Source organism: Shigella sp. SIG3 (assembly GCF_053555855.1).
The window spans coordinates 36949-59012 of the sequence record NZ_JBQZXE010000008.1 but is presented as its reverse complement, the minus strand read 5'-3'; the positions used below and the strand labels follow the sequence as shown (position 1 = coordinate 59012).

General features: G+C 52.1%; 21 protein-coding genes. 3 read left to right on the top strand and 18 right to left on the bottom strand.

Annotated features, from left to right (window positions below):
- Nucleotides 1–19: 19 nt before the first annotated feature.
- Nucleotides 20–844 (top strand): YaeF family permuted papain-like enzyme, encoded by an 825-nt coding sequence (locus ACUU1I_RS03495; protein WP_005066093.1) that lies wholly within the window; start codon nucleotides 20–22, stop codon nucleotides 842–844.
- 154 nt (nucleotides 845–998) lie between these two features.
- Here ACUU1I_RS03495 and nlpE read toward each other — a convergent pair whose 3' ends face one another.
- Genes nlpE through ACUU1I_RS03480 form a run of 3 tightly spaced genes read right to left on the bottom strand, consistent with a single transcriptional unit; the run spans nucleotide 999 to nucleotide 2687 of the window.
- Complete coding sequence (gene nlpE, locus ACUU1I_RS03490; protein WP_000239155.1) at nucleotides 999–1709, bottom strand: envelope stress response activation lipoprotein NlpE; 711 nt, start codon at nucleotides 1707–1709, stop codon at nucleotides 999–1001.
- A 13-nt stretch (nucleotides 1710–1722) separates the two neighbouring features.
- Nucleotides 1723–2145 carry an alternative ribosome rescue aminoacyl-tRNA hydrolase ArfB gene (gene arfB / locus ACUU1I_RS03485; protein WP_000635531.1) on the bottom strand — a complete coding sequence of 141 codons (423 nt, stop codon included), beginning with the start codon at nucleotides 2143–2145 and terminating at the stop codon, nucleotides 1723–1725.
- 8 nt (nucleotides 2146–2153) lie between these two features.
- The gene (locus ACUU1I_RS03480) at nucleotides 2154–2687 is read right to left on the bottom strand and encodes a YaeQ family protein (RefSeq protein ID WP_001185289.1); all 534 of its coding nucleotides are present in this window, start codon (nucleotides 2685–2687) and stop codon (nucleotides 2154–2156) included.
- A 153-nt stretch (nucleotides 2688–2840) separates the two neighbouring features.
- Between ACUU1I_RS03480 and ACUU1I_RS03475 the strand changes: the two genes are divergently transcribed.
- Both ACUU1I_RS03475 and rof read left to right on the top strand, forming a co-directional pair.
- Nucleotides 2841–3041 carry a YaeP family protein gene (locus ACUU1I_RS03475; RefSeq protein WP_000417058.1) on the top strand — a complete coding sequence of 67 codons (201 nt, stop codon included), beginning with the start codon at nucleotides 2841–2843 and terminating at the stop codon, nucleotides 3039–3041.
- Complete coding sequence (gene rof, locus ACUU1I_RS03470; RefSeq protein WP_000062312.1) at nucleotides 3028–3288, top strand: Rho-binding antiterminator; 261 nt, start codon at nucleotides 3028–3030, stop codon at nucleotides 3286–3288. The genes ACUU1I_RS03475 and rof overlap by 14 nt, the downstream gene beginning before the upstream one ends.
- 48 nt (nucleotides 3289–3336) lie before the next feature.
- Here the strand turns inward: rof and tilS are convergent, their stop codons facing one another.
- From tilS to ispU, 15 genes are all read right to left on the bottom strand, one after another.
- Nucleotides 3337–4635: a tRNA lysidine(34) synthetase TilS gene (tilS, locus tag ACUU1I_RS03465; protein ID WP_024260590.1), complete on the bottom strand. Its 1299-nt coding sequence runs from the start codon at nucleotides 4633–4635 to the stop codon at nucleotides 3337–3339.
- Between the two features lie 64 nt (nucleotides 4636–4699).
- Nucleotides 4700–5089 carry a VOC family protein gene (locus ACUU1I_RS03460; protein WP_000901098.1) on the bottom strand — a complete coding sequence of 130 codons (390 nt, stop codon included), beginning with the start codon at nucleotides 5087–5089 and terminating at the stop codon, nucleotides 4700–4702.
- Between the two features lie 56 nt (nucleotides 5090–5145).
- Entirely contained in the window at nucleotides 5146–7287 is a 2142-nt protein-coding gene (gene ldcC / locus ACUU1I_RS03455) for a lysine decarboxylase LdcC (RefSeq protein ID WP_001021011.1), read from the bottom strand.
- A gap of 98 nt (nucleotides 7288–7385) precedes the next feature.
- Nucleotides 7386–8345, bottom strand: a complete 960-nt coding sequence (gene accA, locus ACUU1I_RS03450; RefSeq protein WP_000055741.1) for an acetyl-CoA carboxylase carboxyl transferase subunit alpha — start codon at nucleotides 8343–8345, stop codon at nucleotides 7386–7388.
- A 12-nt stretch (nucleotides 8346–8357) separates the two neighbouring features.
- Nucleotides 8358–11840, bottom strand: coding sequence for a DNA polymerase III subunit alpha (dnaE, locus tag ACUU1I_RS03445; protein WP_001294740.1), 3483 nt, complete (start codon nucleotides 11838–11840; stop codon nucleotides 8358–8360).
- Nucleotides 11841–11876: 36 nt separating this feature from the next.
- The gene (gene rnhB, locus ACUU1I_RS03440) at nucleotides 11877–12473 is read right to left on the bottom strand and encodes a ribonuclease HII (protein ID WP_000569431.1); all 597 of its coding nucleotides are present in this window, start codon (nucleotides 12471–12473) and stop codon (nucleotides 11877–11879) included.
- Nucleotides 12470–13618, bottom strand: a complete 1149-nt coding sequence (lpxB, locus tag ACUU1I_RS03435) for a lipid-A-disaccharide synthase (RefSeq protein ID WP_000132063.1) — start codon at nucleotides 13616–13618, stop codon at nucleotides 12470–12472. The genes rnhB and lpxB overlap by 4 nt, the downstream gene beginning before the upstream one ends.
- Nucleotides 13618–14406 (bottom strand): acyl-ACP--UDP-N-acetylglucosamine O-acyltransferase, encoded by a 789-nt coding sequence (lpxA, locus tag ACUU1I_RS03430; protein ID WP_449144809.1) that lies wholly within the window; start codon nucleotides 14404–14406, stop codon nucleotides 13618–13620. The genes lpxB and lpxA overlap by 1 nt, the downstream gene beginning before the upstream one ends.
- A gap of 3 nt (nucleotides 14407–14409) precedes the next feature.
- Entirely contained in the window at nucleotides 14410–14865 is a 456-nt protein-coding gene (gene fabZ / locus ACUU1I_RS03425; protein ID WP_000210739.1) for a 3-hydroxyacyl-ACP dehydratase FabZ, read from the bottom strand.
- A gap of 104 nt (nucleotides 14866–14969) precedes the next feature.
- Nucleotides 14970–15995, bottom strand: coding sequence for a UDP-3-O-(3-hydroxymyristoyl)glucosamine N-acyltransferase (gene lpxD, locus ACUU1I_RS03420; protein ID WP_001139282.1), 1026 nt, complete (start codon nucleotides 15993–15995; stop codon nucleotides 14970–14972).
- Nucleotides 15996–15998: 3 nt separating this feature from the next.
- Nucleotides 15999–16484 (bottom strand): molecular chaperone Skp, encoded by a 486-nt coding sequence (skp, locus tag ACUU1I_RS03415; protein WP_000758956.1) that lies wholly within the window; start codon nucleotides 16482–16484, stop codon nucleotides 15999–16001.
- 121 nt (nucleotides 16485–16605) lie between these two features.
- A complete protein-coding gene (gene bamA, locus ACUU1I_RS03410; protein ID WP_001240915.1) occupies nucleotides 16606–19038 on the bottom strand; it encodes an outer membrane protein assembly factor BamA in 2433 nt (810 codons plus the stop codon).
- 29 nt (nucleotides 19039–19067) lie between these two features.
- The gene (rseP, locus tag ACUU1I_RS03405; protein WP_005066075.1) at nucleotides 19068–20420 is read right to left on the bottom strand and encodes a sigma E protease regulator RseP; all 1353 of its coding nucleotides are present in this window, start codon (nucleotides 20418–20420) and stop codon (nucleotides 19068–19070) included.
- 11 nt (nucleotides 20421–20431) lie between these two features.
- Nucleotides 20432–21289, bottom strand: a complete 858-nt coding sequence (cdsA, locus tag ACUU1I_RS03400) for a phosphatidate cytidylyltransferase (RefSeq protein WP_000922444.1) — start codon at nucleotides 21287–21289, stop codon at nucleotides 20432–20434.
- Between the two features lie 12 nt (nucleotides 21290–21301).
- Complete coding sequence (gene ispU, locus ACUU1I_RS03395) at nucleotides 21302–22060, bottom strand: (2E,6E)-farnesyl-diphosphate-specific ditrans,polycis-undecaprenyl-diphosphate synthase (protein ID WP_001295562.1); 759 nt, start codon at nucleotides 22058–22060, stop codon at nucleotides 21302–21304.
- Nucleotides 22061–22064: the final 4 nt, after the last annotated feature.

Genomic DNA, 22064 nt, shown 5'->3' with positions numbered 1-22064 from the left:
TTTACATGGATTGTATAAAATGGATAAACCAAAGGCGTACTGCCGCCTGCTTCTCCCCAGCTTTCTTTTACTTTCGGCTTGTACCGTTGATATCAGCCAGCCAGACCCATCAGCCACAGCAGTAGATGCCGAGGCAAAAACATGGGCTGTCAAATTCCAGCATCAAAGCTCTTTCACCGAACAATCAATAAAAGAAATAACGGCACCTGATCTCAAACCCGGCGATTTGCTGTTCTCCTCAAGCCTTGGGGTAACCTCATTTGGAATCCGCGTCTTCAGCACTTCCTCTGTGAGTCACGTTGCAATCTTTCTGGGTGATAATAACGTTGCAGAAGCGACAGGCGCTGGCGTCCAGATTGTTTCCCTTAAAAAAGCGATGAAGCATAGTGATAAGCTTTTCGTCTTACGAGTCCCGGATCTTACCCCGCAACAAGCCACAGATATCACCGCGTTTGCCAATAAAATCAAAGATAGCGGTTATAACTATCGCAACATTGTCGAATTTATTCCCTTTATGGTGACTCGCCAGATGTGCTCACTGAATCCGTTCTCCGAGGATTTTCGCCAACAGTGCGTCAGCGACCTGGCGAAAGCGCAGTTAAGCAGTGTGTGCGAAGGAGACAAAAAGTCGTGGTTTTGTTCGGAATTTGTCACTGATGCATTTGCCAAAGCCGGGCATCCACTTACACTGGCGCAATCGGGCTGGATTAGCCCTGCCGATCTGATGCATATGCGTATTGGTGATGTCTCTGCGTTTAAGCCAGAAACGCAGTTACAGTATGTTGGGCACCTGAAGCCTGGGATTTATATCAAGGCGGGTCGCTTTGTTGGGCTGACTCAGTGATAAAGCCAGCCTCGTGCACAAAATGCCGGATGCGGCGTAAACGCCTTATCCGGCCTACAAAATCGTGCTAATTCAAAATGTTGCATTATATGCTGTAGGCCTGATAAGCGCAGCGCATCAGGCAATTTTGCGTTTGTTTCTGCCTTAAGCAGGTTTACTGCCCCAAACTACTGCAATCCTTATTCGGGTAAAATTTACCCGCCGTATCGGGCGCTAATACTTTGGTTGGCGCACCAGTATCCGGATTAGCCTCAAGCGTAAAGTGACCTTCTACTGACAGTAACACCGGTTTTTCACTGTGACCGCGCGCAGCCAGGTAGCTACGCTCCAGCTCTGCGTTATTCGCTACCATGAAACGTTTTCCGGTCGCGCAATCAGTGAAGGTCGCCGCATCAGCCATATAAAAATACATGCCTCGCAGGGTCATCGGCGTCATAGGTAAACTGGATTGTGCCGGTTCCAGCGTATAGTTGAACTGCGATTCAATTGGATTGCCTTCACGATCGAGCATCTCCAGCGCATCGCCTTTCGCCCGATAATATGACTTTTCACCTTTGCTGTCGGTTAATACCAGCTTGTCAGCGGTTCGCGCCCATGTACCGTAGGAAGCGAAGGAGGAAGGTTCTTCACGAGCACCGAGATAACGCTCATTCATCACCCATGTTCCGTCTTTTTCGAGGAACAGAGAGATTTCGATTCCTTCGCAATCGGCACACGGTAGCACGCCGCGCCAACTTTGCGGCATCGGTTTCAGTTCGGCAGCCTGCGCCGGAGAAAGCGTATCGACTTCGGCCCGATTATTACATCCCATCAGAGTAAAGAGGCTGATTACAGCCATCGCTGTCACTATCGCTTTTTTCACCATCCATTCCTTCTTTTTATTCCCGACCGCTGCGTACTTTGCCGCGCATCGCCTTCACGCTTGATTTTTGTGCTTTCGATGCCAGCCTGCGCTCTTTCGATGCACGGGTGGGCCGCGTGGGTCGTCGGGCTTTTTGTTCTTTTGTTAAATCTTTAATCACTGCCACCAACCGGGCCAGAGCGGCTTCGCGGTTCAGTTCCTGACTGCGGTATTCCTGTGCCTTAATGACAATCACGCCATCACTGCTGATCAAATGATGGCTGGCGGCGAGCAGACGCTCTTTGTAATACTCTGGCAGGCTGGGCGCCCGAATGTCAAAACGCAGATGAATAGCCGTTGAGGTCTTATTAACATGCTGCCCGCCAGCGCCCTGCGCACGAATGGCGGTGATCTCAAGCTCACCATCGGGAATAGCAACATGTCGGGAAATCACAATCATGAAGGTTGTTACCAGGCGGTTAAGTTAACTTCCAGATTATTCTTATCATCCGATAACCAGATAACACCATCCTGAATCGTTGCCTGCAGCGTCATGGTACGATCGGCAAAGGCGCTTACTTTCGCCAGTTGTTCATCGTCCAGATACCAGACGGAAAGATTGGCAAACTGCACACATTTGCTCTGATTTTGCTGCCACCAGATTTGCGCCGCCCGACTATTATAGGTAAACAGCGCCACTTCTGCGGCCTGGGTGCAGGCTTTCTTAATTCGTCGCTCATCCGGCAGCCCCAGCTCAATCCACAAATCAATGCCCAGGTGATCGTTACGCAGCCACGCTTCCGGCTCATCATCGGCACACAAACCACGGGTAAATTGCAGACGTTCATCAGCATATTTCAGCCACGCCAGCAAGCGCAGCATCATACGCTCCTGGGTTTCTGAAGGGTGGCGCGCCAGCGTCAGAGAGGCATCGAGAAACTGGTTGCGGTCGAGATCGGCCACATTAACCGTCGCTTTATAAATTGTCGCTTTAAGCGCCATAAGAAAACTCCTTTCGAATCAGGAGGCCATTGTGCAGTTGCGGCGCTGATATTGCAGAAATGAGTGTGGTATAGTCACCTTGCGAAACAGAGTTTATCTTCGTAGGCTTAGACTTGCATCCACGGTTAAGTCAGAGTGCTGACAGGAGGGCATGTGGAAAAATATTGTGAGTTAATACGCAAGCGGTACGCGGAAATCGCCAGCGGAGACTTAGGATACGTTCCGGACGCGCTGGGCTGCGTTTTGAAAGTGCTGAATGAAATGGCTGCCGACGACGCCCTTTCTGAGGCTGTCAGGGAAAAAGCAGCATACGCTGCGGCAAACTTACTGGTGAGCGATTATGTCAATGAATGATACGTATCAACCAATTAATTGTGATGATTACGATAATCTTGAGCTCGCCTGCCAGCATCATTTAATGCTGACACTTGAGCTGAAAGATGGCGAAAAATTGCAGGCAAAAGCCAGTGATTTAGTCTCCCGCAAAAATGTGGAGTATCTGGTCGTCGAGGCCGCTGGCGAAACCCGCGAGCTGCGTCTGGATAAAATTACCAGCTTTAGCCACCCTGAAATCGGTACGGTGGTGGTAAGCGAATCCTGATTGACTTTCGCCGGATGCGACGTTTGATGCGTCTTATCCGGCTTTCACTTAACTAAGCGTTTTCTGCCAGACAAAACTTACGCCATTCTCACCTTCAGCCACACCTTCTTGCGTCACAAATACCCCTGCCGCCGCAATCAGCGTTTCTCCATAAAACAGCAGTGGCGTGGTGTCACGTAGCCACGGCGGCACGCCTAACTCTTGCCAGATTTTCTTCAGCTTACGTCCGCCGTTGCGCCCGACAATATGCAGCAATCCTGGCGCTTTGAAACGCACGCTGACCGCTTCGTCTGCACGCGGAGGGCGAATATCGCCTCCCGCAGTAAGCTGTACGGTTCCCAGCCCCGCCGGTAATTCCAGCGGTTGTAGCCACGTCTGCCACAGCACAATGGTTTCGCTTTGCCCGGTGACGGATTTAATCCACCACAGTTGCGACTGATAGCGGCGGATTTCAAAGGCGCCCAAACGTAAACAGGGGGAAGCATCTTCCCGCGCCAGCGCCACTTCCTGCCAGATGCGCACCAGCGCGTCGCGGGAAGGCATCGGTGCATTCTGCCCTGCCAGCCAGCGGCGAATAATCGCCGCGCGACGGGCATCACTCATCGCCAGCATTGGCGCAATCTGCAGCGTCCCCTGCGACGTTTGGCAGTGTGCTAAATCATCCGCCAGCAGTTCATCCAACAGACTCTCTTGTTCAGCACAAAGTGTGGCGCTGCGGGCCGTTGCTTCCGCAAAATGCGGCCAACGCTGCTGCAATAACGGCACTACGCGCAGGCGCAGAAAGTTACGATCGTATGAGTCGTCCTGATTACTTTCGTCTTCAATCCAGCGTAAACCATGCGCCAATGCCCACTGCTCCAGTTCCCCCCGCGTGCGGGCAAGCAACGGGCGGATAAGCCGTGTTCCAGCAAACTCCGAAACTTCCGCCATAGCCGAAAGCCCGGCAGGGCCGCTACCGCGTTTTAGCGCCAGCAGAAAGGTTTCACATTGATCGTCGAGATGTTGCGCGGTGACCAGCACTTCGCCGGGCAATAGGGTACGGGCAAATGCCTGATAACGCGCCTGCCGCGCCTGGGCCTCAATCCCCAGCCCCTCTTGCGCAAGTTGTACGCGTTCGACCACCAGCGGCACCTGCCACTGTTGGCAGACGTTTTCGCAATGCGTAACCCAGGCATCGGCATTGGCACTTAAACCGTGATGCACATGAATAGCGCGCAGAGTGACGCCCGGATTTTCCGTCCGCCACTGCACCAACTGATGCAGCAGAACGGTGGAGTCAAGCCCGCCGCTAAAGGCCACCAGAATCTGGCGTGAGGTGAGAAGTGGTCTATTGAGCGTGAGTGTCATGATGGTGCGATTTTACAGTAGCAATGCCCGGCACGTTACCGGGCAAATGCGGCGATGACAAGCCTTACTGCTCATACAGTTCCAACGGCAGCCCGTCCGGATCGTTAAAGAAGGTGAAGCGTTTTTGCGTGTATGGATCGACACGGATGGCTTCACACTTCACGTTATGGCTTTCAAGGTGCGCCACTGCCGCATCGATGTCATCAACGCTAAAAGCCAGATGACGCAGGCCGCAAGCTTCCGGTCGGCTGGGGCGCTCCGGCGGGAACGGAAAAGAGAAAAGCTCAATCACATATTGCCCATTAAGCGCCAAATCCCCTTTCCACGAGTCGCGCGCTTCGCGATAGACTTCGCTTTGCAGCGTGAAACCAAGAATATCGCAGTAGAAAGCTTTGCTCACCGCATAATCCGTCGCAATAATCGCAATATGGTGAACCTGTTTTAAACCCAGCATAACGTCTCCTTTATTTGTTAACAGCACGTTACTCGCCCAGAAGCCGCTCTGGCAAGTTATCCCGCCATTTTTAGGACTCGTACGCGGTAAACGCCGTCTTCGTCCTGTTTCGCGCCGTGAATATCCGTTTCAAAACCGGGGTAATGTTGCCCTACGGAACAAAGCATCAGTAGAAAATCGAGTACCGTGCGGCTCTCTTTGGTCAGCATTTCTCCTGGCATCAACAGCGGTACGCCCGGTGGATAAGGCAGGATCATATTTGCCGATACTCTACCGACCAGTTGTTCCAGCGCAATGGTTTCTACTTCACCTTTAATCTGTCTCTGCCATGCCTGATGTGGCGTCATGATCATTTCCGGCAAAGTATCGAATGCCCGCAACATCAAACCGGAAAGATCGTGTTTACGAATCAGCTTATGGATCCCTTGCGCCAGATCCTGAATACGCATATTGCGGTAGAAATCGGGATCTTCAGCATAGAGATCGGGCAGCATATTTTTGATCCGCAGGTTGAGATCGTAAGAGCGCTTAAATTCCGTCAACCCACGCAATAATCCCATTGCTTTGGTTTTATCGATGCCAATACTAAAGAGAAACAGCAGGTTATAAGGGCCGGTTTTCTCTACTACGATCCCACGTTCGTCGAGGAATTTTGCTACCAGCGCCGCCGGGATCCCCTCCTCACTCATATTGCCCTGTTCGTCCATCCCCGGTGTCAAAATAGTGACTTTAACCGGATCGAGAAACATATGATCGGCATCCGCATCGTTAAAGCCGTGCCATTGTTCGCCAGGCGCAACGGGCCAGCATTCGGCTTCATCCACCTGCGGCGGTTGCCAGATATCGAAAAACCAACCGTCAGACTCTTCCCGCAGCCGCTGGACCTCTTTGCGAAAATGCAGCGCCCGCTCCACCGAACGGTTAATCAGCCGTTTGCCCGGATTACCACGCAGCATCGCCGCCGCCGTCTCAACCGAAGCAACAATGGGATAACTGGGCGAGGTGGTGGTATGCATCATAAAGGCTTCGTTAAACGCCTCTTCGTCATACTCGCCTTTAATGTGGATCAGTGAAGCCTGCGATAACGCCGCCAGCATTTTGTGGGTCGATTGCGTTTCGAAGAAAACTTTTCCCGCAACACGCTCGCCGCTCATACCACTTTTACCCTGGTAGATTGGATGAAAATGAGTATACGGCACCCAGGCGGAATCGAAGTGGATCGACGGGACATCCAGCGTCTGTTTGATCCAGTCGGTGTTGTAGAGCAAACCATCATAGGTGGAGTTGGTGATCACCGCATGAACCGGCCATTGTGCTTGCGTAGTGGCAGCGACTTTCTCTTCGATGCTGTCGCGAGTAAATTCACGGCGCGGGATCCCCCCCAGAATCCCCAACGCATTACGCGTCGGTTTCAGCCAGACTGGCACTACATCGTTCATCATCAACAGATGCGCCAGTGATTTATGGCAGTTGCGGTCGATCAACAGCGTACTGCCGGATGGCGCGGCGTACATACCCACAATTTTGTTCGACGTCGATGTCCCGTTGGTAACGATATAACTCTGTTCCGCGCCAAAAGTCCGCGCGATGTACTCTTCCGCTTCCAGGTGTGGCCCGGTGTGGTCAAGCAACGAACCAAGCTCGGTGACCGAAATAGAGACATCAGCCTTAAGGGTATTCCCGCCGAAAAAATCATAAAACAGACAGCCAACCGGGCTTTTTTGATATGCGGTGCCGCCCATATGCCCCGGCGTACAAAAGGTGTACTTCCGCTCTTTGACGTAGGTAAACAAGGCTTTCGTGAACGGCGGCGTAATGTTATCAAGATATTCGTTGGTGTACTGACGCATACGAATGGCGATATCTTCCGCCTGCCCCAGCGCATATTCAAAAAACCAGAGCGCCATCCGCATATCCTGCACGCTGACATCCATCGTCGAGTGGGTGTTGATGAAGGCATAAAGCGGGAGATATTCATTAAGTTGATTGATATCGCTGCATAAATCGAGACTGTACTCATCCCAGTCAAAAATCACGCCGCAAATTCGAGGGTTATGTTCGATAAATTTCAGCAAATCAACGCTGTTTTGTGGCCAGATAATCTGAAAGCCTTGCGCCACCAGCGCCGACTCCAGTTCTTTGATGGGCTCATCTTTATAAAAGACGCCATGCGGTCCCATAATGGCAATGATGTTCATGTGTTCCTCCTGGAAAATCCTTCCTTAATCATAGCCTGCTCAAACCGTGGCGATAAAAAAGGGCCACCGAAGTGACCCTTTTTCAGAACTTTTGCGAATTACGCGTAACCGTAGCTCATCAGGCGCTGATAACGACGATTTTTTAAATCTTCAGTGCTTAACACATCGAGATCGGCCAGATCCGCCAGCAGTTGCGCTTTCAACGATGCCGCCATCGCTTCCGGGTTACGGTGAGCGCCGCCCAGCGGTTCCGGGATGATGGAGTCGATCAGTTTCAGCTCTTTCAGACGCGGAGCGATGATACCCATCGCTTCAGCCGCCAGCGGCGCTTTGTCGGCGCTCTTCCACAGAATGGACGCACAACCTTCCGGCGAGATAACGGAATAGGTGCTGTATTGCAGCATATTCACTTTATCGCCCACGCCAATCGCCAGCGCACCGCCAGAACCACCTTCACCGATAACCGTACAAACTACCGGTACGCCAAGGCGAGACATTTCACGCAGGTTGCGTGCAATGGCTTCAGACTGACCACGCTCTTCTGCGCCCACGCCAGGATAAGCCCCCGGGGTGTCGATAAAGGTGATGATAGGCATCTTAAAGCGTTCAGCCATTTGCATCAGACGCAGTGCTTTGCGGTAACCTTCTGGCGCTGGCATACCAAAGTTACGGCGAATTTTTTCTTTGGTTTCACGACCTTTTTGATGACCAATGATCATCACCGGACGACCATCGAGACGGGCGATACCACCGACGATAGCTTTATCGTCTGCATACGCACGGTCGCCAGCCAGTTCGTCAAATTCATCAAATGCCAGGCGAACGTAATCTAGGGTATAAGGACGCTGCGGATGGCGTGCCAGTTGCGCAATCTGCCATGCACCGAGATCGGCGAAGATTTTACGCGTCAGTTCTACGCTTTTTTCACGCAGACGATGCACTTCTTCATCGATGTTAATATCCAGTTTCTCATCCTGACGGCTAACCGCAGTCAGAGAATCGATTTTCGCTTCCAGCTCTGCAATCGGCTGTTCAAAATCAAGGAAATTCAGACTCATAGTATTCCTGTATTAGTCAAACTCCAGTTCCACCTGCTCCGAACCAATGAGGCCACGGAGATCGTTTAATAAACGATCGCTCGGAGAGACACGCCACGTCGCGCCAAAACGCAACCGCGCGCGTGCATCCGCCCTCTGATAGTAGAGATGTACTGGAATTGTCCCAGAGCGGTGGGGTTCCAGAGACTGACGGAGTCGGTTTAAAAGCTGGTCATCAATTTGCCTGTCCGTCAGCGAGATAGCAAGCCCGCGAGCATATTTTTCCCGGGCTTCGTCAATATCCATCACTTCGCGAGCGGTCATTTTAAGCCCACCGCTGAAGTCATCAAAGCTGACCTGTCCGCTGACGATAAGTATGCGGTCTTTTTCCAGCAATTGCTGGTATTTATCCAGGGCGTCAGTAAACAACATCACTTCCAGCCGCCCGGAACGGTCATCCAGCGTGCAGATACCGATACGATTGCCGCGCTTGGTGACCATAACCCGCGCGGCAACAACGAGCCCCGCAGCTGTGATGACTTTACCACGTTCTGTCGGGTGCATGTCTTTCAGCCTTACGCCTCCGACATAACGCTCAATCTCTTTTAAATACTGGTTGATAGGGTGTCCGGTCAGGTACAGGCCTAACGTTTCACGTTCCCCATCTAATACCACCTGCTCCGGCCACGGTTGGCAGCTGGCGTAGGATTGTTCAATTTGTTCCGGCTCTTCGGCCAGCACGCCGAACATATCGGCCTGACCGATAGCTTCCGCTTTCGCGTGTTGATCTGCCGCTTTTAACGCATCACCCAGCGAGTTCATCAGCGCCGCGCGGTGTGGCCCAAGACGGTCAAACGCCCCGGACATGATCAGTTTTTCCAGCACCCGCCGGTTTAACTTTTTGGTGTCGGTACGGGCGCAGAGATCAAACAGTTCGCGGAAGTAGCCGCCTTTATTACGGGCTTCGATGATGGCCTCAATCGGACCTTCACCTACCCCTTTGATGGCGCCAATACCATACACGATTTCGCCGTCGTCGTTGACGTGGAAATGGTAAAGACCGGAGTTTATATCTGGTGGCAGGATTTTCAGCCCCATCCGCCAGCACTCATCCACCAGGCCCACCACCTTCTCGGTGTTGTCCATATCGGCGGTCATTACCGCCGCCATAAACTCCGCCGGATAGTGCGCTTTCAGCCATAACGTTTGATATGACACCAAAGCATAGGCCGCAGAGTGCGATTTGTTAAATCCGTAACCCGCGAATTTCTCCACCAGGTCGAAGATTTTCATCGCCAGTTCGGCGTTGATTCCGTTCTTTTCTGCACCTTCAGCAAATACAGAACGCTGCTTAGCCATCTCTTCCGGCTTTTTCTTACCCATCGCACGGCGCAGCATATCCGCGCCACCGAGGGTATAACCAGAAAGCACCTGGGCAATCTGCATGACCTGTTCCTGATACAAGATAATGCCGTAGGTTGGCTCCAGTACCGATTTCAGGCTTTCATGCTGCCACTGCACGTCCGGATAGGAGATCTCTTCACGACCATGTTTACGGTCGATAAAGTTATCCACCATCCCTGACTGCAACGGACCAGGGCGGAACAGTGCCACCAGTGCGATCATATCTTCGAAGCAGTCAGGTTGCAGACGCTTGATCAGGTCCTTCATGCCGCGCGATTCAAGCTGGAATACCGCCGTGGTTTCCGAGCGTTGCAGCATGTCGAAGCTTTTCTTGTCATCCAGCGGGATCGCGGCGATATCCAGCGGTGGCTCGCCATTCTTCGCCCGCCGCTTGTTGATCATCTCCAGCGCCCAGTTGATGATGGTGAGCGTACGCAAACCAAGGAAGTCGAACTTCACCAGTCCGGCGTATTCAACGTCGCTTTTATCAAACTGGGTGACCGGATGTTTGCCCTCTTCATCGCAATAAAGCGGCGCAAAATCGGTAATTTTGGTCGGCGCGATAACCACCCCACCGGCGTGCTTACCGGCGTTACGGGTGACCCCTTCCAGTTTGCGCGCCATGTCGATCAGCGCCTTAACTTCTTCATCCGCTTCGTAGATTTCCGGCAGCTGCGGCTCGGCTTCAAACGCTTTCGCCAGCGTCATCCCCGGATCGGGCGGGATCAGTTTCGAGATACGGTCGACAAAGCCGTACGGATGCCCCAGCACGCGGCCTACGTCGCGGATCACCGCTTTCGCCGCCATCGTACCGAAGGTGATAATCTGCGATACCGCATCACGACCGTACATGTCCGCCACGTGTTCGATAACCTGATCGCGTTTCTCCATACAGAAGTCAACGTCGAAGTCAGGCATGGAGACACGTTCCGGGTTAAGGAAACGTTCGAACAGCAGGTCAAATTCCAGCGGATCGAGGTCGGTGATTTTCAGCGCGTAGGCCACCAGTGAACCCGCACCGGAGCCACGGCCTGGTCCTACCGGTACGCCGTTATCTTTCGACCACTGGATAAATTCCATAACGATGAGGAAGTAGCCCGGGAAACCCATCTGGTTGATAACCTGAAGTTCAGTCTCCAGACGTTCGTCATATTCCGGGCGGCGTTTAAGACGTTCTTCCTCGTCAGGGAATAAAAATGCCAGACGCTCTTCCAGGCCTTCTTTTGCACGCTTGACCAGATAATCTTCGGTGCTCATGTCCCCGGTCGGGAACTGCGGCAGGAAGTATTCACCAAGACGCACAGTTACGTTACAGCGTTTGGCGATCTCAACGGTGTTGGCAAGGGCTTCTGGGATGTCGGCAAACAGCTCACACATCTCCTCTTCGCTACGCATATATTGCTGCGGCGAATAGTTACGCGGGCGTTTAGGATCGTCGAGGGTAAAGCCGTCGTGGATCGCGACGCGGATTTCGTGTGCGTCAAAGTCGCTGCTGTCGATAAAGCGCACATCGTTAGTCGCCACGACGGGCAAACCGCGCGCTTCCGCCAGTTCCACCGCCGCGTGCAGATAGCTTTCTTCATCCGGCCTGCCGGTGCGGATCAGCTCTAGAAAATAGCGATCCGGGAAGTGTTCTTCATAAAACGCGACACACTCATCTACCAGCGCGCTGTTACCACGCAAAAGACTGCGTCCGACGTCGCCCATGCGCCCGCCGGAAAGAAGGATCAACCCTTCGTTTAATTCGATAAGCCAGTCGCGATCGATGATCGGCCCGGCGGCACCGTACCCGCGCTGATACGCTTTTGAGATCAGCAACGCCAGATTCTGATAGCCGGTATTGTTCGCCGCCAGTACCGTCAGGTGGGTTAACTCATCACCCAGCAGGTCGCACTGGACATTAAAATCTGCCCCGACGATAGGCTTAATCCCTGCGCCATGTCCCGCTCCGTAGAACTTCACCAGACCGCAAAGGTTGGTGAAATCGGTGATCGCCAGTGCTGGCATACCCAACGCCGCCGCCTTTTTTACCAGCGGTGCGGTTTTGGCCAAGCCATCGATCATCGAGTAGTCGCTGTGCACCCGCAGGTGTACGAAACGTGGTTCAGACATCTTCAGATTCCGGTTTACTTAATCTCGACACAAGAATCAGGACGCAAGTCCCAGTGCGCGTTTGACAGGCCCAAAGCTGCGACGATGATGTTCAGTCGCGCCATATTCAGCCAGTTTTTCCAGATGAAAAGCGGTTGGATACCCTTTATGTTGGGCAAAACCATATTGCGGGAAAACAATATCCAGCGCCGCCATTTCGGCGTCACGCGTCACTTTCGCTAGGATAGACGCGGCACTGATTTCTGGTACGCGGCTATCCCCTTTCACCACAGCCATCGCAGGCATCGGTAATTTCGGGCAGCGGTTACCATCAATCAACACATATTCCGGCGCAATATGCAGCCCAGCGACGGCACGCTGCATCGCCAGCATGGTCGCATGAAGAATGTTCAGCTCGTCGATTTCGTGGGGTTCCGCGCGGCCCAGACTCCAGCTCAACGCTTTCTCTTTGATCTCTTCATAGAGCGCCAGACGGCGTTTTTCGCTCAGCTTTTTGGAATCATTCAGCCCGGCAATCGGGCGCGCCGGGTCAAGGATCACCGCAGCGGTGACGACCGCGCCAACTAACGGCCCGCGTCCGACTTCATCCACACCCGCAACCAGCTGCGTGTGCGGATAAACAAATTCGATCATTGTGCTAACTCCAGAACGGCTTGTGCCGCCTGCTCATCGGCATTGCAGCGGATCTGCTGATGCAGTTCACGGAAGGTATCGTGCATCGCGTGGCTGGTTTTCCCGTTCGCCAACAGCGGTAACAGCGCCGCAGCCAGTTTTTGCGGCTCACACTCTTCCTGCAATAACTCTTTGACTAACTCTCTGCCCGCCAGCAGATTTGGCAGCGAGACATAATCAGTTTTCACCAGCCGCTTCGCCAACCAGAAGGTAAAAGGCTTCATGCGATATCCCACCACCATCGGGCATTTCGCCAGCATACACTCCAGGGCTGCCGTCCCCGACGCCAGTAGTGCCGCATCGCTGGCGACCATCGCCTCACGGCCCATTCCATCCAGCAAATGAACCGACAGGTCTGGCGCGACTTCAGCTTTGATGCGTTCAAACTGCTCGCGGCGTTTGGCATTCACCAGCGGCACCACGATTTCGAGATCCGGATATGTCTGGCGCAAAAGCTGGGCAGTTTTCAAGAAATCGGCACTAAGCATTTCGACTTCTGCACCACGGCTGCCCGGCAACAATGCCAGACAGTGGGCATCGTAAGGGATCCCCAGCACATCACGGGCACCATTTTTATCTGGATCTAACGGCATGGCATCAGCCATGGTATGACCGATAAAGCGGCACGGTACATTGTATTTGTCATAAAACGCTTTTTCGAAAGGCAGAAATGCGAGCACCAGATCGGTGGCTCTGCCTATTTTGAAAACGCGTTTCTGTCGCCACGCCCAGACGGATGGACTGACGTAATGAATGGTTTTGATACCCTGCTTTTTGAGGTTACCTTCAAGAGTAATATTGAAGTCGGGCGCATCAATACCAACAAAAACATCTGGCTTCAGTTCGCCAAAACGCTTTGTCAGATCGGCACGAATATGCAGTAAGCGACGCAGACGACCGAGCACTTCAACAATGCCCATCACCGCCAGTTCTTCCATTTCGTACCAGGCTTCGCAGCCTTCAGCCTGCATTCGTGGCCCGGCAACACCAACAAAGCGGGCGTTGGGCACACGTTCTTTCAGAGCGCGGATTAAACCGGCCCCCAGGATATCGCCGGAGATTTCTCCGGCGACCAGGGCAATCGTTAATGGACGCTGGTCAGTCATTAACGAATCAGACCGCGCGTTGAGCGTGCAAAGAAATCGGTAAAGGCTTTCACTTCCGGATATGTTTCCGCCAGTTCAGCAATTTCCGGTTTCACTTCATCGAGCGTTTTACCGCTACGATAAATTAGCTTATACGCATTGCGGATAGCGGTAATCGCCTCACGGCTGAATCCGCGGCGCTTCAGCCCTTCGATATTGACACCGAACGGCGTTGCGTGGTTACCCTGCGCAATGACATAAGGAGGGACGTCCTGCGCCACACCGGAGCAGCCGCCAACCATCACATGCGCACCAATGATGCAGAACTGATGGACTGCGGTCATGCCGCCGATGATCGCGAAGTCGTCAACCGATACGTGACCCGCCAGCGTTGCGTTGTTGGCGAGAATACAGCGGTTACCTACCGTACAATCGTGCGCAATGTGCGCGTTGATCATCAGTAAGTTGTCGCTGCCCACCTTCGTCAATCCACCGCCCTGGACTGTGCCACGATGAATGGTGACGCTTTCGCGAATGCGGTTACGATCGCCGATTTCCACACGGGTCGGTTCGCCAGCATATTTCAAATCCTGGTTAACTTCGCCGATGGAGGCAAACTGATAAATCTCATTATCGCGGCCAATTTTAGTATGACCATTCACGACAACGTGAGATTTCAGTACGGTACCCTCACCAATTTCGACATGGGGTCCAACGATACAAAAAGGACCAATGTGTGCGTTCGCGCCAATTGACGCGCGCTCTTCCACAATGGCGGTTGGATGCACAAAGGCGGATTTATCAATCACGTATCAGGCCTCCCGGCTACGAGCACACATCATCGTTGCTTCGCAAACTACTTTACCATCGACCAGAGCAACCCCTTTAAAACGGGTCAGGCCGCGGCGCGTTTTTTCGAAAGTGACTTCCATGATCATTTGATCGCCAGGCACGACCGGGCGCTTGAAGCGCGCTTCGTCAATACCAGCGAAGTAGTACAGCTCACCCGGTTCCAGTTTTCCTACGCTTTTAAACGCCAGAATACCTGTTGCCTGTGCCATTGCTTCCAGAATCAGCACACCCGGGAAAATCGGTTTTCCAGGGAAATGGCCCTGGAAGAATGGCTCATTGACAGAGACATTTTTTACTGCGCGCAGAAAACGACCTTCTTCAAAATCCAGCACGCGATCCACCAGTAAGAACGGGAAACGGTGCGGCAGAAGTTCTAAAATCTCTTCAATCTGCAGAGTATGAGTGTTAGTAGTCAAGATACTCTTCCTGTCAAAATATAAGAAACGACAATAATAACACGGCCTGCCGCAATCGTAAGAATGAGACAGGCCGTAAAGTTTGGCGAACAAAAGATGGAACGTTAGTCTTGTTGATTAACCTTGCGCTCAAGCGATTTCAGACGCTTGCTCATGTCATCAATGTTCATCACCAGTGCAGCGGTTTTGCGCCAGACTTTGTTGGGTTGCAGCGGAATGCCTGAGGAATAGACGCCTGGTTCAGTGATGGGACGCATCACCATACCCATGCCCGTAACCGTCACTTTGTCGCATATTTCCATATGCCCGTTGATTACGCTGGCTCCGCCGATCATGCAGTAACGACCAATTTTCAGGCTGCCCGCCATAATGACGCCACCGGCAACCGCCGTATTGTCGCCAATCACGACGTTATGTGCAATCTGGCACTGGTTATCAATGATCACGCCATTGCCAATAACAGTGTCATCCAGCGCGCCGCGATCGATGGTTGTGCAGGCACCGATCTCCACTCGATCGCCAATAATTACGCGACCAATCTGTGGGATCTTCACCCAGTTACCACGATCGTTGGCATAACCAAAGCCGTCTGCGCCTACCACTGTTCCGGACTGGATCAGGCAATTCTGACCGATCTGGATCTCATGGTAAATGGTTACGTTCGCCCAGAGACGCGAACCTGCACCGATTTTGCTGTTTTTACCTACGAAGCAACCGGCACCGATAATCACGTTATCGCCCAGTTCAACGCCGGACTCAATCACCGCGTTAGCGCCAATCGATACGTTGTTACCCAGCTTCGCCGTCGCGTCGATCACCGCACTGGGTGCAATGTTCTGCGCGGGCTGCGGCGTGGTATCTAAAATTTGCGCCATGCGCGCGTAAGTCAGGTAGGGATTCTTCACTACCAGCGCGGCACTTTTCGCGAAAGGAAGATCGTCCTGGGTCATGACAACCGCGGACGCTTGGCACAAGCCTAAATGCTCACGGTATTTTGGGTTAACCATGAACGTAATGTGACCTGTTTGTGCAGATTGCATGGACGCAACGCCGGTGATGACGATATCGCCATCACCGTGTAGTTCTGCATCCAACTGCTGCGCTAAATCAGCCAGTCGAATTGAAGGCATTACTTATTTAACCTGTTTCAGTACGTCGGCAGTGATGTCTTTTACATCGCTGCTGTTGTAAGCAACAGCGTTTGCATCAACAACCAGATCGATATCCTGGCTGTTGGCAACGGATTTCACAGCAGTCTGGATACGAGTAACCAGTTTGCCGCGTTCTTCGTTGGAACGACGTGCGCGATCCTGCTCAAAAGCCTGCGCTTTCTGAGCAAAAGTCTGGCGCTGAGCCATCACGTCTTTTTCCAGTTTGGTGCGATCGCTGCCCGCTTTCATGGACTGCAGTTTTTTCATTTTAGCCTGCAGATCGGTTTCCATACGCTGCAGTTCGCTGGCACGGCCTTTGAACTCATTTTCCAGCGTGTTAGAAACACCGGTTTTCTGCGCTACCTGCTGGAACAGGCTGCCCATATTGACGATTGCAATTTTGTCAGCCGCCTGAGCAGAAGTTGCCAGTGCTAAACCAAGACCTGCAGCTAATAACCACTTTTTCACAATAAACTCCTTACCATCCCATTTGCACCGGAGGGTGCAGTTCTTTGCGTGGCCCGGCGATCTTATATTGATCGCCTAAAGTCATCGCTACACTACCACTACATTCCTTTGTGGAGAACACTTACCAGGTTTTACCGATGTTAAACTGGAACTGTTCTGCCTTGTCTCCATCGTACTTTTTGAACGGCTGGGCGTAGGAGAACACCAACGGCCCCAATGGGGACATCCATTGTAATGCGATACCCGCAGACATACGGATATTGCTTGGATCACTATAGTCCGGATATCCAGAATATTGGCTGGAATCCCAGTTTGTATCCCAAACGGTACCCATATCCCAGAAGAATGAAGTACGAACCGAGTTAGCATACTTATCGCTAATAAACGGCGTCGGGGTGATGAACTCGAGGCTGGCAACCGCCATGGCGTTACCGCCTACAGCATCATCCGATTTACACAGGTCTTTCGCGCCGTCCTGAGTCGCACATTCGTAATCATAGTCCGGATCATAATTACTGGCCTGATGCGGGAAGTAAACTGCTTTCGGACCAATGGTATTGGACTGGAAGCCACGCACGGTGCTGGAACCACCGGCATAGAAGTTCTCGTAGAACGGCATCTCTTTGCCGCCTAAACCATCACCATAACCCCAGCGGGTACGACCCAGAACAACCCATTTGTGATCGTCATCGATCGGCACATAAGTCGCCGTGTCTAACGTCACTTTGTAGTATTCGTTATCCGATCCAGGAATGGTCACTTTACCGGTCAGGTTGACACGTGAACCATCTGTCGGGAAGTAACCACGGTCAAGCTTGTTATAGGTCCAACCATAGTTGAACGTGAAGTCGTCCGTTTTGAAGCTGTTATCCTGATCAGAAGTGCTCGGATGTTCACCCATAGAGTACAGATAACGCCACATCGCAACCTGAGGCTGCATGTTGGACAGGGAGTTATGTACATAACCCAGACCTGCACGCAGCGAGTTATATTCGTTAATCGGGAAGCCCAACGTCACGTCTGTACCATAACTCTTGTTGGTATAGTCGGACAGGTCGGCGTCATCTGCCTGGAAGTCATTATAGAAGAGACGACCACCGAGGCTTACGCCATCTACGGTGAAGTACGGGTTGGTTACCGACAGTTCAGCATAGGTCTGGTAATCGTTTTTGGTCCCGTTGATACCAACAGCATAACCTGTACCTAACCAGTTATCCTGTTGCACGCCAGCCTGGAAGCTCACGCCACTTTCAGTACCGTAACCAATCCCGAAGTTGAAGCTACCAGTGTTACGTTCTTTCACCTTGTAGACTACATCAACCTGGTCCGGGCTACCCGGAACACGTTGGGTATCAGTATCGACAGTTTCAAAGAAGCCCAGACGATTCAGACGCTCCTTACCCTGATCGACCAGATCGCTCCCCAACCATGCACCTTCCATCTGACGCATTTCGCGACGCAGGACGGCATCTTTCGAGGTATCGTTACCTTCAAAACGGATCTTACGCACGTAGAAACGGTTACCCGCATCAACGTTCACGCGTAATTTAACGGTTTTGTCGGCATCGTTAATTTCAGGCATCGACTGTACGCGCGGATAGGCATAACCATAGCGACCGAGAAGCTTTTTAATGTCATCTTCCATTTTGGTCACTTTAGTGCCGTTATACAGCTCGCCCGGCTCGATCTTAGTCAGCTGCTCAATTTCAGCGGAGTGCCCGGCAAGGTTGCCGCTCACTTCAACGCCAGAAAGCTTGTACTGATCGCCTTCGGTGATGTTCACCGTGACGTAAATACCTTTTTTATCTGGCGTCAGACTGACCTGGGTAGAGTCGATGTTGAAACGGGCATAACCGCGGTCCAGATAGTAGCTGCGCAGGGTTTCAAGGTCGCCCGCCAGTTTCTGTTTCTGGTATTTACGATCGCCTACCACATTCCACCACGGCACTTCGTCACGCAGTTGGAAATGAGAGATCAGTTCGTCGGTGGTGAAAGCATGGTTACCAACAATGTTAATTTGCTGGATTTCAGCTGACACACCTTCCCGGAACACCAGTTTTAGGTCAACACGGTTGCGCGGCAGCGGGGTCACGACAGCTTTAACGCTGGCGCTATATTTACCGACGCTGTAGTAGAAGTCTTCCAGACCTTTCTCGATATCGGCAATGGTGGTGCGATCGAGGGATTCGCCCACACGCACACCAGAAGCCTCGAGGTTTTGCTTTAGCATGTCATCTTTCACCGATTTGTTACCGGAGAAAGTAATGCTGGCAATGGTCGGACGTTCTTTTACCTGAACCAGAAGGGTATCACCATCACGAAGGACGCGAACATCCTCAAAGTTGCCGGTAGCAAACAGAGCGCGAATGGTATTACTGATATCTTCATCATTAACCGTGTCGCCTGTACGCACCGGCATACTGAGGAGGGCCGCACCAACGGCGACACGCTGAAGGCCTTCGAAATGAATATCTTTCACTACGAACCCTTCAGCACCGTATACGGTGGCGCTGCTAAACAGCAGCGACGCTATGAGCAACTTTTTCATCGCCATCGTTATTATGCGTTCTTCCTAACTAACTCTCATAACCGAGAGAAATCATTGAAAAGTGCAAGCCCCATTAACAGCACCAGCAGAATCGAGCCAATGCGATAACAAAAGTCTTGAACCCGCTCGGATACCGGTCCGCCCTTGATCTTTTCGATCGCAAGGAACAGCAGATGCCCCCCGTCAAGTACGGGCAACGGAAACAGGTTAATTATCCCTAAGTTCACGCTAATAAGCGCAAGAAACGGCAGGTAATAAACTACCCCGAGTTCCGCTGTCATCCCAGCCCCCTTGGCGATAGAAATCGGCCCACTGAGGTTGTTCAGTTTCACATCACCGGTGATCAATTTTCCCAGCATACTGACCGTCAGCTTCATCAGCTGCCACGTTTTGTCCGTGGCTTCGACGATGGCGTTGAACGGCCCATACTGGCGTACAACTTTATACTCATCTGGCAAAGGAATGACTTTCGGCTCAATACCGACAAAACCAATCGCTTTACCATTACCCGGTTTACTCTCCGGGATTAATGTCAAAGACAAGGGACTCCCCTGCCTTTCGATTTCTAACGCTAAGGATTTACCCGGGTTATCCCGGACAAGCATCACAAAGGTCACCCACTGCGTTAAGGGCTGACCATCGACTTTAACGATCCTGTCGCCTGCTTGCAAACCTGCCTTGCTTGCCGCCGAGTTTGGCTGCACATTTTCCAGTACAGGTTCAATTTGCGGCCCACGAGGACGAATCCCCAGCGAAGATACCGGATCTTCTTTATCAGGCTCAAACGCCCAGTGACGTAAATCGAGCTTTACATCCCGCCGTTGGTCGCTGCCAAATGGCGCTACTGTAATGGTGGTGCTTTCATCGCCAATTTTATCGACCAACTGCAAACGCACGGCATCCCAATCAGGCGTTTCGATACCATCTACGGCTTTTAGTTCCGTACCTGGTGCAATTTGTGCTTCCGCAGCTATCGAATTGGCTGCTATTTCGCCAACCACCGGACGTACGCCAGGCACACCAATAATAAAAACCAGCCAGTAGGCAAAGATAGCAAAAATGAAGTTTGCAACCGGACCTGCGGCAATAATCGCCACTCGTTGGCCGACAGATTTATTATTGAAGGCATGGTGGCGGAGTTCCGGAACGACCGGTTCTGCGCGCTCATCCAGCATTTTGACATAACCGCCCAACGGGATCAGGGCGATAACATATTCGGTGCCGAGCTTATCAGTTCGCCGCCAGAGCGCCTTACCAAACCCTATTGAGAAACGCTCAACGCGAACACCACAACGCCGGGCAACCCAGAAATGACCAAATTCATGCACGGTGATAAGTACACCCAGTGCAACGATGAACGAAGCCAAATCCCAGAGAAAACTCAGCATATTACCTTCCGTTAAAGCGTCCTGAATACCAGTAACAACAAGCAAGCAAAGACCGGTACCGCAGCCGTCAGGCTATCAATACGATCTAAAATACCACCGTGTCCTGGAATTAAATGACCGCTGTCCTTAATTCCTGCTTCACGCTTAAACATACTCTCGGTCAGATCGCCGAGCACTGAGGCTAACGCTGCGACAATAGAGCAAATGAGTAAGGTGACGGGAGCGACGTCGAGATTCGCCCACATGCCATAACCCCATGAGATTACCGCTGCAGTAGCGAGTCCACCTATAAAGCCTTGCCAGGTTTTACCCGGAGAAACCTTCGGTGCCAGCTTATGTTTACCAAACAATTTGCCAAACATATATGCGCCGGAGTCAGCGCACCATACCAGGATCATGACATAGAGCAGCCATATTGCGCCACTGTAATGATTCTCGTCATAGTGCCAGGCCCGTAACGCCAGCATGCCCCAGAAGAAGGGAACAATGGTTAGCACGCCAAAAATAAGGCGCAATGTTTTAGAGTTACGCCAGATTGCTGCGGAACCTGGGTAAAACAGCACCAGCAATAGCGCGACAATCCACCAACCCAACGAAGCCCAAAGTGAGATTTCAACCAGCGGTTGATGAATATTTCGGTGATATTCCGGCAACAGAAAAAGCATCAGCGCCAACAATAACCCGCATAACACCGCCAACCATACTCGCTGCGAACGAGTGGTAAAACCGCTAAGCTGTCCCCATTCCCACGCTGCCAGCATGCAGACCACCAGCGTTACAATGGCGAACCCCACCGGCGGCAACAGAAACAACGCCGCGATGACGACGGGTATTAACACAAAAGCAGATATCAGGCGATACTTCAGCAAAAGCGACCCCCATCAGGCTGTTTCATCACCGGGCTCGGTGCCGCCGAAACGACGCTCTCGATTAGCAAAGGCATTTAACGCCCCTTCAAAGTCTTGTTCATCGAAATCGGGCCAGAGAACATCTGTAAAGTAAAGTTCGGCATAGGCAATTTGCCAAAGCAAAAAGTTACTAATGCGATGCTCTCCCCCAGTCCTAATTACTAAATCTACAGGGGCCAGTTCATGCATACAGACATGCTGGTTTAACATCTCTTCATCTATCTGATCTGGTTGCAGGTTTCCTTGCTGCACCTTTTCAGCCAGTTGCCTGACTCCCTGGACTATATCCCAACGTCCACCGTAGTTCGCCGCAATATTCAGCGTCAGACCGGTATTTCCGGCTGTTAGCGCTTCAGATTTACGAATACGTTCTTGCAAACGCGAGTTAAAACGACTGGTATCGCCAATAATACGCAGACGCACGTTATGTCGGTGCAGACTTTTTACTTCGCTATCGAGCGCCCACACAAACAGTTCCATTAACGCACTGACTTCCTGCGCTGGTCGGTTCCAGTTTTCACTACTAAAGGCATACAGCGTTAACGCTTCAATACCGTTGTTGGCCGCAAAAGAGACAGCCCGGCGGACGGATTTTGCCCCGGCTTTATGCCCAAAGGCACGAATCTTCCCTTGCTTTTTTGCCCAGCGACCATTGCCGTCCATAATGATCGCAACATGACGGCAGCCATGCGCTGGCAATTTTTCGCTAAGTGGTTGAGTAGCAGACAACATCACG